11 protein-coding genes are annotated in these 13,716 nt (G+C 61.8%); 6 read left to right on the top strand and 5 right to left on the bottom strand.

Annotated elements, in window-relative coordinates:
- Positions 1-214: 214 nt before the first annotated feature.
- From VG320_RS04865 to VG320_RS04850, 4 genes are all read right to left on the bottom strand, one after another.
- Complete coding sequence (locus VG320_RS04865) at positions 215-1,309, bottom strand: ParB/RepB/Spo0J family partition protein (RefSeq protein ID WP_327199011.1); 1,095 nt, start codon at positions 1,307-1,309, stop codon at positions 215-217.
- Complete coding sequence (gene parA / locus VG320_RS04860) at positions 1,299-1,985, bottom strand: ParA family partition ATPase (RefSeq protein ID WP_327199010.1); 687 nt, start codon at positions 1,983-1,985, stop codon at positions 1,299-1,301. Before parA ends, VG320_RS04865 begins: the two co-directional genes overlap by 11 nt.
- 988 nt (positions 1,986-2,973) lie before the next feature.
- Positions 2,974-4,350, bottom strand: a complete 1,377-nt coding sequence (locus tag VG320_RS04855) for a replication initiation protein (protein ID WP_327199009.1) — start codon at positions 4,348-4,350, stop codon at positions 2,974-2,976.
- A 1,476-nt stretch (positions 4,351-5,826) separates the two neighbouring features.
- On the bottom strand, positions 5,827-6,153 hold the full coding sequence (locus tag VG320_RS04850; RefSeq protein WP_327199008.1) for a hypothetical protein: 327 nt from the start codon (positions 6,151-6,153) through the stop codon (positions 5,827-5,829).
- Between the two features lie 467 nt (positions 6,154-6,620).
- Between VG320_RS04850 and VG320_RS04845 the strand changes: the two genes are divergently transcribed.
- The 5 genes from VG320_RS04845 to VG320_RS04825 all read left to right on the top strand — a co-directional run bounded on the left by VG320_RS04845 (position 6,621) and on the right by VG320_RS04825 (position 11,956).
- Positions 6,621-8,213 (top strand): HAMP domain-containing sensor histidine kinase, encoded by a 1,593-nt coding sequence (locus VG320_RS04845; protein ID WP_327199007.1) that lies wholly within the window; start codon positions 6,621-6,623, stop codon positions 8,211-8,213.
- Entirely contained in the window at positions 8,210-8,899 is a 690-nt protein-coding gene (locus VG320_RS04840) for a response regulator transcription factor (RefSeq protein WP_327199006.1), read from the top strand. The genes VG320_RS04845 and VG320_RS04840 overlap by 4 nt, the downstream gene beginning before the upstream one ends.
- Positions 8,900-9,044: 145 nt before the next feature.
- Positions 9,045-9,719, top strand: a complete 675-nt coding sequence (locus tag VG320_RS04835) for a response regulator transcription factor (protein ID WP_327199014.1) — start codon at positions 9,045-9,047, stop codon at positions 9,717-9,719.
- Positions 9,720-9,769: 50 nt separating this feature from the next.
- Complete coding sequence (locus VG320_RS04830) at positions 9,770-11,191, top strand: HAMP domain-containing sensor histidine kinase (protein ID WP_327199013.1); 1,422 nt, start codon at positions 9,770-9,772, stop codon at positions 11,189-11,191.
- Positions 11,192-11,242: 51 nt separating this feature from the next.
- Positions 11,243-11,956 carry a response regulator transcription factor gene (locus VG320_RS04825; RefSeq protein WP_327199005.1) on the top strand — a complete coding sequence of 238 codons (714 nt, stop codon included), beginning with the start codon at positions 11,243-11,245 and terminating at the stop codon, positions 11,954-11,956.
- 198 nt (positions 11,957-12,154) lie between these two features.
- On the opposite strand, the gene VG320_RS04820 is transcribed toward VG320_RS04825, so the two are convergent.
- Positions 12,155-12,436 (bottom strand): DUF4148 domain-containing protein, encoded by a 282-nt coding sequence (locus VG320_RS04820; protein ID WP_327199004.1) that lies wholly within the window; start codon positions 12,434-12,436, stop codon positions 12,155-12,157.
- A gap of 286 nt (positions 12,437-12,722) precedes the next feature.
- Here VG320_RS04820 and VG320_RS04815 point away from each other — a divergent pair, with 286 nt between their 5' ends.
- Complete coding sequence (locus VG320_RS04815) at positions 12,723-13,682, top strand: sulfonate ABC transporter substrate-binding protein (RefSeq protein WP_327199003.1); 960 nt, start codon at positions 12,723-12,725, stop codon at positions 13,680-13,682.
- Positions 13,683-13,716: the final 34 nt, after the last annotated feature.

Genomic DNA, 13,716 nt, shown 5'->3' with positions numbered 1-13,716 from the left:
CGTCAATCGAATCTGTGCGTGAAACATTCTAGGTTAGAGTCTTCAAGCCGTTGATTAATATAGCCTTTCTCGATGGCTTCTCTGCCCGATCTATGTTTCACGGTTTCGACCCTAGCCCCCTACTCCGCGTAGATTTTGGCTCTAAGCGATCAAAAAGTAAGGGCAGGCGCTCCTGAAAGCCCTGCCCTTTTCGCCTTCAAAAAATCGCAGCGCCTTAGCTCGTTGCTGTCGTTTCCATCTCCGCCGCCCACTCGTCGATCACGGCTTTCATTCGCTCAGCCAGACGCTGCTGATCCGCTGCTGCGATGCCTTTGAGATTCAACTCGGCGCGCCCATCGCCGAACAGCTTCAGCTCACCCAGCGCGACACCATCCGGACGATTGAACTGGACACGCGACTGATAGTGCGTGCGGCGCGGGCCGATCCGGCGGGCGCCTGCCTCTGCCGATGCGGCGGCTTCGAGCTTGCGCACACTCGCCTTCCCTTCGATCACCTGTTCGAGCCAATGCTCGGCGACGGTCGCACCGGCGCGATCGAAAATCAGCTTGATGTTATAGGCATGACCGAGGCCAACGTCCTTGCGGTTCTGCGCCATGCGCTGCAGAAGGTACGGCGGCAGCGATGTCAGCGAAATCACCTTGCTGATGTGCTTCGGGTCTTCGCTGACGGCCACGCCCAACTCAACCTGATCGACATACACGCCGTCGTCGAGAAGCTTCTTCCACGCGAGCGCGTCATCGAAAACGGTCTGCTCTTCGCGTTCCTTGTTCGCGTGGTACGCGCGCAGGTAGAGGTTCTGATTGTCGAGACCATCGCGGACGTCGGCGTCGATATGCTTGTCGCCGCGCGAGCGTGCCGCACGAATACGACGCTCGCCATCGACGATCACATATTTGCCGGGAAACTCCGCGAGCCGGGTCACGAGAATCGGCGTGATCTGACCTTGCTTGTCGAAGCTGTCGGCGAGTTCGTCGATCGTTTCCGCGCTGTAGAACGCGCGTGGGTTATACGGATTCGAGACGACATCCTCGACCGCGATTCGCGCAACGGTGTGCGTCGTTGCGTTGGCCGGGAGTTCGGACGTGGTCGATACGACCGATGCCGTTGCTGCAGGTGTAATTGCAGCAGGAGCAGCAACAGGCGTCGCCATCGGCATCGCAACAGTCGCAACCTCGGCGAGCGTCACGACCGCTGCGTCGCGCTGTGCGATACCGACTACATCGCCGTCGGCCAGACGCTCCTCTGCCGATGCACGCTCGACCGCCATGCCCGCGCGAACTTTGCTGGTGAAATTCAGCTTAGTTGCCATCGACGACCTCCTCCTCTTCCTGGACGAGCGCGATGATTTCGTTATAAACCGCGGAGATTTCGTCCTTGGCCACCTTCACGCCGCGCACACCCTTAACGTCAAAGACGGTCCGGCCGAGGGCCGCCGCCTGACGGTAAAGCTCGCGCTGCTTGACCGTCGACGAGAGCACGCGGACGTTGCTTTCCGCGAGGATCGCGCTCATCTGCGTGTGCAAGAGCGTTTTCGAATTAGACTTATTCAGCAAAATTGCGAATTTTCCGGCAGGATTCGCGACACGCGTCCGTTCGACCAGTTCCATCATCCCTTCGCTACTCCAGATATCAATGGGAGAGGCATCGGTTGGAATGACGGTTGCATCGGCAACAGCAAGAACACGAGCGGTCGTCAGGTCGTTAATGTTCGGCGGACAATCGACGATCACGACGTCGTAGTCGTTCGCCAAGGCGGCGATTTCAGGGCCGATCATTTTTTCGAGCTTGTTGATGCTGCCGACACGGAAGGGGAGCGGTGTTTCCGGCCCAGCCGCTGCACACCAACTCATGCACGATTGCTGGCCGTCGGCATCAGCCACATAGACTTTGTAACCCTCGGACTGAAACGCACCAGCCAGATTCATGCTGGTGGTCGTCTTACCTACCCCGCCCTTTTGGTTCGCTACAGCGATGACCAGTCCCATTCAGTTCTCCATGCAATGTTCAACGGTGGAGGTCTCTTCACGTGCACTCTCCACGTGGAGACACTCCAATGAGTCAATTGGGAGTCTAGCGACAAGTTAAAGTAAATTCTAGCTTTAACGCTGAAATCGTTGCTGCTTGACCACCAGTTGGCCATTTGGATGAGGGCTCGCCGGATCGAATGCGATGCATGGCGTGACTGTTTGGGTTTGCGCGAAAGATGCGTGGCGCTATCCAACTCTTCACGTGGAGAGTTGATGCTCACCCGTCGGTTAAAGCTGCGTTTTGTTTTTCTTTGTGACGATGAAAGTGCTCGCGTTTCCGGCCAGCCCTAAAGGGCAAAATCACGTCAAGCGTAGGAGGTCGTGCGGGAGCCACGGATTGATGAGTACCGGTAACTCACATTCAACTGTGACGCTCTCCACGTGGAGAGCGTTTGATGGCCCCGGGCATTCGCAGCGATGAAACGGGTTCGAATTAGACCGCTCTCTAGCGAGATTGCGCAGTAGACAAACTGGAGATAACTCGATGAAAAATGTGAATCAGTCACACTCCACGTGGAGAGTGAAGATATCGCCATTGCGTAGCCACATAAAAAGCCAACCGGGATCGAGTGCTACGAAACATCGCTCTCCACGTGGAGAGCGCAGGCAAGGAAGCGAGACGACGAAAAGACCCGCTCAACTCGATGCGTATGCTTCACCAGTCAATACCGCACCCTCGAACTGCTTGATGCTCTGTGGCAAAGCATTGACTCAGCGTAAGCGCCCAACCAACGAATCTCCACGTGGAGACTACAGCTACCATCAATAGAGGATGCGAGAAATTCAGAACCGTGGCTCAAACGCGATCGAGCCAGGAAATCGACATCGGGAAGACGGCCAAACCTCACCAGTCCGCCATCATCCCGAAACATGCAGAAATTAGAGAAAGCGAAATTTACCTATGTTTTTATAATCGGCAAATTTCGCCAGAGGCGTAGCCCGCGCCTTATTCCTCGCGGGACTTGAACGCCAGTTCGACATCCCCCACTACCCCGTTTGCATCCGCGGCCGGAGCCTGCTGACCGCTCAGCAGGAATTCGAGCAGATCGGCGGCCGTCGGCTGACCCCAGGTGTCCAGCACGACCCAACGGAAGAAGTTCGTCGAAGCCATCTTGCTCGGCACCTTCGAAGTCGACACCTTGAGCTTGTCCATCCCGACCGTCTCGTTGTAACGCTTGATGAGGGCGGTCTGGTCGTCGTACTCGAGTTCGTTAAAGTACGAACGCGCCTCGGTGATCTTGGCCGCGATGTAGCGGTCCTGCACCTGGTCCTGGCTTTCGCGCGCCTTGCCCGCGTCGGCGTTCGCACTGGCTGCGGCGTTGGCGCCGGGCAGTTGATAGCCCTGCATGAGCGCCTTGCGGAAATACGCGGCCACATTCGCGAGCGGTGCGGCATTCTTCTGCGCGACGCGAGCGGCCGTGTAGGCCACCGCCGTGCGGATTTTCTCGTCGCCGTATTGCTTGAGCAGACGTCGCGCTTCCGACACAGGAATGCTGAACTTCGCCATCTCGCCGATCAGCAGCGTCTCGTTGGCACGCAGTTCCTGCGACGGGTCCGTCTCCGGTTTGCGCGTCACGCGAAACTGCAGGGCCACCACCGAGCGTCCGACCTTGTGCTCGATCAGCTCGAAATTGTGATCCGAGATCTCGTTGACTTCCTTGATGCACGGCACCAGCACGCGGCTCTTGAACTGCTTGTACAGCTTGTACGACTGCGCCGAGGTGTCCTGACCCAGAATCAGATCGCGCAGCGTCGCCAGCGGAAAGCGCGCCGTCACGCCCACCGCTTCGTAACGCACGACGTTTTCCCAGAGCGCGAGCGAGTGCGCCTTGCGGAATTGACGCGTGATCCGCATGTCGATCATCGCGTAGATTTCCGGATTCAGCAGTTCGCCGCGAATCTGTTCGGAGAACGTGTAGCGCAGCACGGAGCGCTCGAGTTCGGCGCCCGCAAGCAGACCCGAAGCCTTCCAGATGCTGCGTTTATCCTGCGTGAGGTAGTCCCAGTTGACGACCGTGCTAATGAGCGAGTTGATCGTTTCCTTGACGTACTCAGTGTTGTTGCTGTTCAGATCGACGTCCTGCGAGAGGGCGGAGATCGTGATCTCGAACGACGAGCGACCTTGCTCGAGGGAATCCTGGCGGATTGCGTTCTTGATCAGCGAACTGAACATCTTGCGCTGCTGAAGGCTGATCGATCCGGATTTCGGCGCGATGTGAATCGCGGGAACCGCCTTGCGGAACAGATCGGGGGGCTGGCCTTGCTGAAATACGAGTGCGCCTTGTTTGTCGGCGTCGCCGGCGTCGGCCTTTTTTCTTGCCATATGACCCACGTAAAAGGGAACCTGGTCGGTTGGTAACTGTATACCAACCGACCAGGTGACTCAAGCACGCCGGTATGTCATTGCGCAGGCACGACACTAACTGGAAAAATTTGACACGCGACGGCGACTCAGCCGCGCACACAACGGAAGCAGGGCGCTTGAGCCTACGCGCACCGTCTTGTGCGGCAACCCATAACGCGTGACCTTTGGCAATCCTGGCCACCAGAAATGTCCCATATCCGGGCACCTGATGCCGTAAAAGTAAGTACTCACTCTCCTTCAAAGTTACCCACAGGTAGCCAGTTATGGGATTTATTGCCGATAGACACGCGCCGAGAACACAGCGGGCTCAGATCCAGAAATCCTCCCATGAGTCGTGACCTTTACCCTATCCCATAACCGGGAACCTTCAAACGCCTTGATTCCAGGGGATTTTTTACGGCGAGCCCTAACAATGCACCATAAACCGCTACCTTGGAGACCTCCCATAAGCGGCTACCCAGCCAATCGACGATCTCGGCGCGGCAAGCCTTCGCTCGAAGTCGCCTCGGCCAGACTTCCTGGTTACCTCCAGAGGTGTCCTGCGCAGCCACCACAACAGGTTACCTATGAAATTCCCCATAAATGGAGACCTCAGTCCGACAAAATCGCCTTGCAACGGTCTCCAATTGCCCTGCAATGTCCCAAAACTGGGTACCCAAAGCAATTCCCATAATCGGGAACCTCAAGCCTTTTCGGCAATTTTTCCCATACCGAGCGACCTTTCTCCCATATCCACAGTCCTGAATCCCCATCCCCGGATACCGAAATCCCATATCCACAACCCCGTGCTCCCATACCCGGTACCTCAGGCCCCATAACACGCCACCAAATCGGCCGCAAACCCTTGCCAGATAAGGCTTCCAGCCGCCTAAAGGTTTACTAAAGGTTCTAAAGCGTATTTGGTAAACACTCAAACTACGCGTCCTCTGAGAAAGACCGCTCCCAAAACCGGGACCCTTTGCAGATGTAAGTGGTCACCAACATGCCCGAATCCCATTTCTGGTGACCTAAACCCAATCACCTGTCTGGAGAGCTCCCATTCGAGGCGACCTTTGCGAAATTTTCTAAGAAACTACATTGGAATAGCGTGCTAACTATCTGATTTAATTAGATAGTCCGCGTATGGGTGACAGGATATGGGAGAAAACTGCGTGACACAGGTAGCTGTTTATGGGGTGACCGCCCCGCCTGCAAAGCGCTTGGGAAACTTCAGACACCTGGCGCGGGGTAACCGAAAATGCGTCTGGAAAACGCTTTTGGACCTCCTGCAGAAGCCTTGCGCTGGGTATCGGGGTAAACCCAGGATAGGTCACCTGTTCCCATAACGTGTTACCCACGAAAGGTCACCGGAAATGGGACCGCGTCAGGTCACGCCCACGAAGGTGCACCGCAACAAGCTGACACGGTGACCTTGCCGGGCGTTAGATCGGCGCTTCAGTTCGCCTGAGCCTGCGCCTGCACACCGGGCTGCGCCGTGGCCGACGCCTGATGTGCAAGGCAATCGTGCTGATAGAGCGCATCCAGACGCTGCTGGGCGGCTTCCAGGTCGGATGGATAGTCGTTGTCCACCGCGTGCTCCTCGTAGCCCACCAGCGAGAGATCCTTGAGTTCCTGCATCAGCTCGCCATGCGTTACCTCATGGGCGGGTTTCACGAACGGATAACGATGACACGCGCGCTGCGACAGATGAGGCGCGGCAAACGCGCTGACGCACGCGGCGCCAAGAAGAGGAATCAATGCGAACCTGAGCCAATGCTTCATGGTGATCTCCGATTTGTTCTGGACCGGTATCGGATCGATGCCCGATCAGTCCGTGGACGAAAGGCCGGCGTAATCGCCGACGGAGATCGAGAATAAGCAGCCAGCCGATGCGCGAAACGCTCACCAGCATGAAAGAACGGTCATCGAAGCCCCGGTCGATGCGAGCGCACCCACCTGCATTGGTCTGCACCAGACTGCGCCTACCCTGGCCATCGCCTCCCCCGCCCCGCGTCAACCCGGATTGACAAACTGTCAGGTTCGCGTCATCGGACGGTAAGAACATGACCCCCTCTTCATCGCCGTGATGCCGTTTGGGCAGGTGCCCCGCCCTATCATGGCCGGGCACGCGCGCAATCATGGCGCTCATGCGCCCAGCGAGCGAAGTCATCGAGGAAGGTCACCGAGGTAGCCATGTCAGTCAGCGAAATCACGACGCAACTGCGCGAGCATCCGGCGCGAGGCACGCCATGAATCTGCCCGGTTGGGTCGCAGGGCGCCTCGGGGCCTTCGTGCCCGAGGCCGCAGAGGCGGCCGAGCCCCCCGCGTCACCCGCATCGCGCGACGCCGACCCGGGCCGCCCAACAGCGGCCGGGCTTGGCCACGAGCGCTGGAAGACCACCACTTTTCGCTGGTTCGCGGCCTACGCGGCGGTGTTCTCGGTGTCCTTTATGGTGCTGCTCGGCTTTATCGAATACTCGGTGACCCACGCGATGCTGCGCGAGACCGACAGCGGCCTGCGCTGGCAACTGCGCTATTTCGATTCACGCGACGATGCGACGCTCGGCGCCGCCATCGCCGCGCGCCTGCACCGCGAAAACCGCCAGCAGAACTTCTACGGCCTGTTTAGCGCCGACGGCCGCTGGCTGGCCGGTGACATCCACGCCTTGCCCGCGCGCCTCGCACTCGACCCCTGGGGCCGCTCGCACGAGCGCGCAAGCGGTCAAACGCTGCTGCTCGACACCATCGGCGTGCCTGCTCCCCAGACGGCGCTGCGCGCGATGGGCGAAATTCGCGCCGACGGCTCACGCCTAGTCGTGGCGCGCACGCTCTCGGATGTGCGTCATGTTCACGGCGAACTCCTCAAGGCGCTGTTCGGCGGCGGTCTGCTGTGCCTGTGCGGCAGTCTGTGTGCCGGGCTGCTGTTGAGCATGCGGCAGATCCGCCGCGTCGCGCAGATTCGCCGCGCGACCGCGCGCATCGCCGACGGCGAACTCGGCGAACGGCTGCCCGTGGTGGGGCGCGACGAACTCGACATGCTGGCCGATCTCGTGAATCGGATGCTCGATGAAGTCGAACGCCTGATCGGCGAAGTCAAGAGCGCCTGCGACGGTATCGCGCATGATCTGCGCACGCCGCTTACGCGGCTGCGCCTGCGCCTCTCGCACGCCGCCGATACCCTGCAGCGCCGCGGCGAACCCGCCGTGGCGGGCATGATCGAAAGCGCACGCGACGAGGCCGACACGGTCCTCGAACGCTTCGCAGCGCTGCTGCGCATTTCGGAGATCGGCGCGATCAAGCGGCGCAGCGCGTTTGCGCAGGTCGCGTTGCCCGAGGTCGTGAGCGAGCTTTGCGAACTCTACGCGCCGCTCGCGGAGGACAAGGCGATCGAGCTACGGATCGACCACCCCGCCGCCGATACAAGCGGATGCACCCCGATCCACGCCGACCGCGCGCTGCTTTTCGAAGCCTTCAGCAATCTGCTCGACAACGCCATCAAGTTCGCGCCGCCTGGCGGCATGGTGCGGGTGGCGCTGCGCGCGACGCCAGCGGGCGCGCAGTTCAGCGTCATGGACAACGGCCCTGGCATCGCGCCCGCCGAGCGCAATGCCGTGCTGGGCCGCTACTACCGCAGCGATGCGGCGCGGCATGTGCCGGGCACGGGACTCGGGCTTGGCATCGTCGCGGCGGTGCTGCGTCTGCACGACTTTCGCCTCGCGATCGGCGACGCCGATCCCGCGACCGGTATCGAAACATCCGCCGACACAACAATCACGACGGGCACCACCGTCACCATCGACTGCTGGCCTTCACACGCCCGGCCTACCACGCGCTATCAATGAGAGTTCTGCTGTGCTCCTCCTCCGACGCGGAGCGGAGCTATCTATACAAGGCGCTGAGCGAGAGCCTCAACAGCGTCGAGGTTGCCGACAACCTCTACTACGCGGTCTATCTCGCCTCGCATGAGCCGTTCGACACGGTGATCCTGTGCGCAAGCGGCGCACACGCGCACGACGGCCTGGCCGATGCGCTCGCCTCCTTCACACGCCTGCCCGACGCCCCCGCCGTGGTGATCGCGCTCACGCGCGCCACGCCCGCCGACTGCGCGCGCCTGCTGCGAGCGGGCGCCGACGCCTGCTTCGTGCAGCCGTGGTCGGTGCTGGAAATCCAGGAGCGCATGCTCGCGCTGCGCCGAACCACGCTCACCCAGACGGAGCCCGCGCTGGCGCGGCTCGACCCGCTCACGCGCGACCTCGTCGAAGCGGACCGGCGCATCTCGCTGACCACGCGCGAATACCTGCTGGTGGAATGCCTGCTGCGTCACGCCAACGCGCCCGTCGCGCGCGAGCAGTTGATCCGCTATGCGTGGCCGGAGAAAGGCGATGTCGAACCGTCGAGCGTGAACCTCGTGGTCTCGCGCCTGCGCCGCAAGTTCATCACGCATGGCGCGCGCACCCAGATCGAGACGATCAACCGCTATGGTTATCAGCTCGATCTGCGTGCGGACCCGCCTGGCGCGCAGGCGTAAGCCCTTTGCAAGTGTTCGGGGCGTTTGTAAACCTAAATTTAATTTCATGACAGCCGAAGCGGCACAGCGGCCTTACGACGGTAAACTTGCTCTTCGATAGAGGCCGTGCTGGTGACGCGCGGCGGAGTGCGAGGAAATGAGTCAGGTGCGCGTATTGACGGTGGAAGACGATGCCGTCACAGCCAATGAAATTGTCAATGAACTAACGCAGCGCGGTTTCGTGGTCGACTGGGTCGACAACGGCCGCGACGGCATGGCGCGCGCGATGAGCGACGAGTACGACGCCATCACGCTCGACCGCATGCTGCCCGGTGTCGACGGCCTGTCGATCCTCACTGCCATGCGCACGGTCGGCATCCAGACGCCGGTGCTGATGCTGAGCGCCCTGGGCGACGTCGATGAGCGCGTGCGCGGCCTGCGCGCGGGCGGCGACGACTACCTCACCAAGCCCTTCGATCCCGAAGAACTGACCGCACGCCTCGAAGTGCTGCTGCGCCGCCGCCAGGCCGCCACGGTGGCGCGCGAAACGGCGCTGCGCGTAGGGCCGCTCGAACTCGACCTGATTTCGCGCAAAGTGCGCCGCGACGGCGAGGAAGTGGCGCTGCTGCCCACCGAATACCGCGTGCTCGAATTCATGATGCGCCACGCGGGCAAGACCATCACGCGCACCATGCTGTTCGAAGCCGTGTGGGGCTATCACTTCGATCCGGGCACCAACCTGATCGACGTGCATATGGGCCGCCTGCGCAAGAAGATCGATCCGCCGGGCGTGACGCCGCTCATTCAGACGGTGCGCGGCTCCGGCTACATTCTCGGATAAACCGCGTGTCGAGCCGTCCGCTTTCCCCTTCCGCGCCGCCATCGCCCAGCGTGGCCAGCGCGCCCGCGCTGCCGCGCCGCCGCTGGCACACCACCACGTTTCGCTGGCTGTGCGCCTATACGGCGCTGTTCGGCGTGGTCCTCACGCTGCTGGTGGGCTTCATCGCCTGGAGCGCCACCCGTTCGATCGAGCGCGACACCGACACGATCATGGGCTGGCAGCTCATCTACTTCGATTCGATTCCCGATGCGCAACTACCCGATGCGATCTACCAGCGTCTCGAGCACGAACGCATGCACGTCAACTACTACGGCGTGTTTACCGCCGATGGCCGTTACGTGGCGGGCGACCTGCTCGAAGCGCCGTCGAACATCACCTACGACCGCGTGGGCTGCACGCTGAAACACACGCTCACGCTGCGCGACCGCGTGCAGTCGCCGATCGTGCGCGCGATGGGCGAAGTGCGGCCCAACGGCATGCACCTGGTGGTTGCGCGCGATATGACCAATGTGCTGCAGATCCGCGAATTCATGGTGCGCACGCTGGTGGTCGGCGCGGTGCTCGCATTGCTCGCGGCAGCCGGTGGCGGTCTTGCGCTCGGTTTGCGGCAGATCCGCCGCGTGCGCGAATTCCGCCGCGTGACCCAATGCATCGCGCGCGGCGATCTGGACCAGCGCCTGCCGGTGGGCGGCGACGACGAACTCGACATGCTCGCGCATCTGGTGAATCACATGCTCGACGAAGTCGAGCGCCTGATGGGCGAAGTCAAGGGCGCGTGCGACGGCATCGCGCATGACCTGCGCACGCCGCTCGTGCATCTGCACACGCTGCTCGCCCGCATCGCCGAGCGCGAAAGTCTGCGCGCCGACGCCGAAGGCGCGGACATGATGGAGCGCGCGCGCACCGAAACCGGCCAGTTGCTCGAACGTTTTCGCGCGATGCTGCGCATCTCCGAGATTGGCACGCTGCATCGGCGCGGCGGTTTCGCGACGGTCGATCTGCGTGAACTGGTCGATGAACTCGCCGAGCTTTACGAACCGCTCGCGGAAAGCCGCGAGATCGACTGGCGTGTCGCGACCGAAGCCGTGAGCGAGATTCACGGCGACCGCGCACTGCTCTTCGAAGCCTTCAGCAACCTCATCGACAACGCGATCAAGTTTGCGCCGCATGGCGGCATCGTCAGCGTGAGCTTGAGCGCGACGCCGCTCGGGCCTTTGCTCGCGGTCGCCGACAACGGCCTGGGCATCGCACCGGCGGAACGCGCCGCCGTGCTCCAGCGTTTCTATCGCGGCGACGCCGTGCGCCATATCGCTGGCTCCGGCCTGGGACTGAGCGTGGTTGCAGCGGTGATGCGCGTCCATGACTTCACGTTGCAGATCGACGATGCGCCCGATCTCGCCACCGCAGATGCGGCCAACGCCGGCCCTGGCGTGCGTATGAGCGTGCAATGCTGGCCGCGCGCGCTCACCTGAACACACAAGTCATTCATAGCGGGCAAGACGCCACACAAGAACACCGATCCCATGCGCATTCTCCTCATCTCGCCCTGCCACGCCGAAGGCGCCTGGCTGCAAAAGGCCCTGCAGGAAAGCGCTCACAGCCTGCAACGCGCGGAAGAACTGCGCGACGGCCTCTATATCGCGGGCGAAGAATCGTTCGATGCGGTGATTGCCGTGGCGCTCGACGGCGCCATGCTGCCCGAACTGCTCGCGCTGCTGCCCCGCTTCGCCCAGGCGACGAACGGCGCGACCATCATCGCGGTGCTCGGCATCGAGGCAAGCGCCCAGGCGCGCTCGCAACTGCTGCGCGCAGGCGCCGACGCGTGCTTTCGCCATCCGTTTTCGTTCATCGAAATGCACGAACGCATGCTCGCGCTGCTGCGCACCGGCCCGGCGCCTGTCACGCTGACAGCGCTCGCGGTGCCCGGTACGCAAGGCGATGCGCCGGCGCCGCTGCTCGACGCCAGCACGCGCGAGATTGTCGAAGGTGCGCGCCGCGCGGAACTCACGCGCCGCGAATATCTGCTGGTCGAATGCCTGCTGCGCCAACCGAACATGCCCGTGCCGCGCGATCAGATGATCCGCTACGCGTGGCCCGAAAAAGACGATATCGATCCTTCGACGGTCAATCTCGTGGTCTCGCGCCTGCGACGCAAGCTCGAACGCGAGGCTATCGAAATGCGCATCGAAACCATCAGCCGCTACGGCTACCAACTCACGCTGCCGAAGCACGCGTGACGACCGCAAACGTCCCACTGGGCAACACCTGAACCAAAGGTAACCGCCTATGGGATTTCAGGTCACGTGCGTGCAATGGTTCGTGTACCTGTCGCGCAAAAAATAAAGCGGCACGCATTGCGCGTGCCGCTTTCGCATGGACCGTCATCGTGCAGTGTGCGCCGCGCGAGCGGCACAACGGGCCTGCAAAACAAGGGCTTAATGCGCGTACAGCGTGGAATTCAGATATGCGAGCTGGCCATCCTGCTCGGCCTGCACGAGTTCGTGATAGACCTCGGCGCGCGTCTTTTGATGCACCGGTTGACCATAAGGCGCTACCCAGTTGCCGTTGTCGAACGACGTAGCCGTGTTGTTCATGGCGACCTGGGTCGTGGTGGCGGGCAGGTTGTTCTGCGCCGGCGCCGTGCTGGCGGTCTGGGCGAAAGCGGACGTGGTGACAATGGCACCTGCGAAAGCAGCGACGAGCATGAGCGACTTCATGGGAACTATCCTCCAGAGAACTTAATCGTTGGCCGCGTTGGCCAGTTGGCGAATGCGACAGAGCGCATCGCGGTATGGAGAGAATAGTTAGGTCAGCCTATCGAACCCGATGCAGGACCATGAAGAAATGTTTAGACAAACGCGAGGAATCGTTGAGGAAGCGGCCTTGTGCCGGGCCGCCGCGCTTAGTCCTCACGCTGATTTGAATCGGAAAACTGCATGGTTAGGCTTTAACGGCGCGCTCCTTAGAATCGGTCGAACCGATACCGATTAAAGAGCCGATCCCATGAGCACACGCCGCGACTTTCTCAAACTCTCACTGGGCGCTGCCGCTGCCGCGCTCCCCGTCCTGCACCCATCCGGCGTGCTGGCGGCCCCCGCGCCGCGCGTGCTGCGCATCGGCAACCAGAAGGGCGCGCTGAGCCTCCTGAAGGGCCGTGGATCGCTTGAAAAGCGCCTGGCGCCGCTGGGCGTGAGCGTCACCTGGACCGAGTTCAACGCGGGCCCGGTGCAACTTGAAGCACTCAATGTTGGCTCGATCGATTTCGGCGATGTGGGCGATGCACCGCCCATCTTCGCGCAGGCCGCCGGCGCGCCGCTTGCCTATGTGGCGGCGACGCAGCCGCGCCCGCGATCGGAAGCCGTGATCGTGCCGCGCAATTCTGCCTTGCGCGACGTGGCGGATCTCAAGGGCAAACGCGTCGCCTTCAATAAGGGCAGCAACGTGCACTTCTTCCTCGTGCAACTGTTGCGCAAGCATGGCCTCGACTACGGCGACATCCATCCGGTTTTCCTGGCCCCGGCCGACGCGCGCGCGGCCTTCGAAAATGGCTCGATCGATGCGTGGGTGATCTGGGACCCGTTCTTTGCGGCGGCGCAGGCGACCCTGGGCGCGCGCGTGCTCGCGGACGCGAGCGGCGTGGACGGCAACCGCGGGTTTTATTTCTCGTCGCAGAACTATGCGCGCCAGAATCCGGACGTGCTGGGCATCGTCGTCGACGAAATCGCGAAAACCGATGCATGGGGCAAGACGCATCGCGCGGACTATGCCGCCGAACTCGCGAAGCTCTGGGGCCTGCCCGCGCCAATCGTGCAACAGGCGGTCGATCGCAACGAGTTCGGCACCGTGACGGTCACCCGGCCGATCCTCGGCGAACAGCAGAAGATCGCCGATACCTTCCTCGAGCTGGGTCTCGTGCCCAAGCGCGTGGACGTGCTGGAAGCGGCGGCGCCCGGTCTTGCCTGAGCGCCGCCTTTACTGCGACCTGAGCGGATGAACG

This window comes from Paraburkholderia sp. (genome assembly GCF_035948235.1).
Lineage (GTDB): Bacteria > Pseudomonadota > Gammaproteobacteria > Burkholderiales > Burkholderiaceae > Paraburkholderia.
The sequence above is the reverse complement of the archived record's forward strand: the minus strand, read 5'-3'. Positions and strand labels throughout refer to the sequence as shown.

Excerpts from the sequence above, each read along its gene's own strand:
- VG320_RS04865 (WP_327199011.1), bottom strand. The coding sequence starts at position 1,309 with ATGGCAACTAAGCTGAATTTCACCAGCAAAGTTCGCGCGGGCATGGCG.
- parA (WP_327199010.1), bottom strand. The coding sequence starts at position 1,985 with ATGGGACTGGTCATCGCTGTAGCGAACCAAAAGGGCGGGGTAGGTAAG.
- VG320_RS04855 (WP_327199009.1), bottom strand. The coding sequence starts at position 4,350 with ATGGCAAGAAAAAAGGCCGACGCCGGCGACGCCGACAAACAAGGCGCA.
- VG320_RS04850 (WP_327199008.1), bottom strand. The coding sequence starts at position 6,153 with ATGAAGCATTGGCTCAGGTTCGCATTGATTCCTCTTCTTGGCGCCGCG.
- VG320_RS04845 (WP_327199007.1), top strand. The coding sequence starts at position 6,621 with ATGAATCTGCCCGGTTGGGTCGCAGGGCGCCTCGGGGCCTTCGTGCCC.
- VG320_RS04840 (WP_327199006.1), top strand. The coding sequence starts at position 8,210 with ATGAGAGTTCTGCTGTGCTCCTCCTCCGACGCGGAGCGGAGCTATCTA.
- VG320_RS04825 (WP_327199005.1), top strand. The coding sequence starts at position 11,243 with ATGCGCATTCTCCTCATCTCGCCCTGCCACGCCGAAGGCGCCTGGCTG.
- VG320_RS04820 (WP_327199004.1), bottom strand. The coding sequence starts at position 12,436 with ATGAAGTCGCTCATGCTCGTCGCTGCTTTCGCAGGTGCCATTGTCACC.
- VG320_RS04815 (WP_327199003.1), top strand. The coding sequence starts at position 12,723 with ATGAGCACACGCCGCGACTTTCTCAAACTCTCACTGGGCGCTGCCGCT.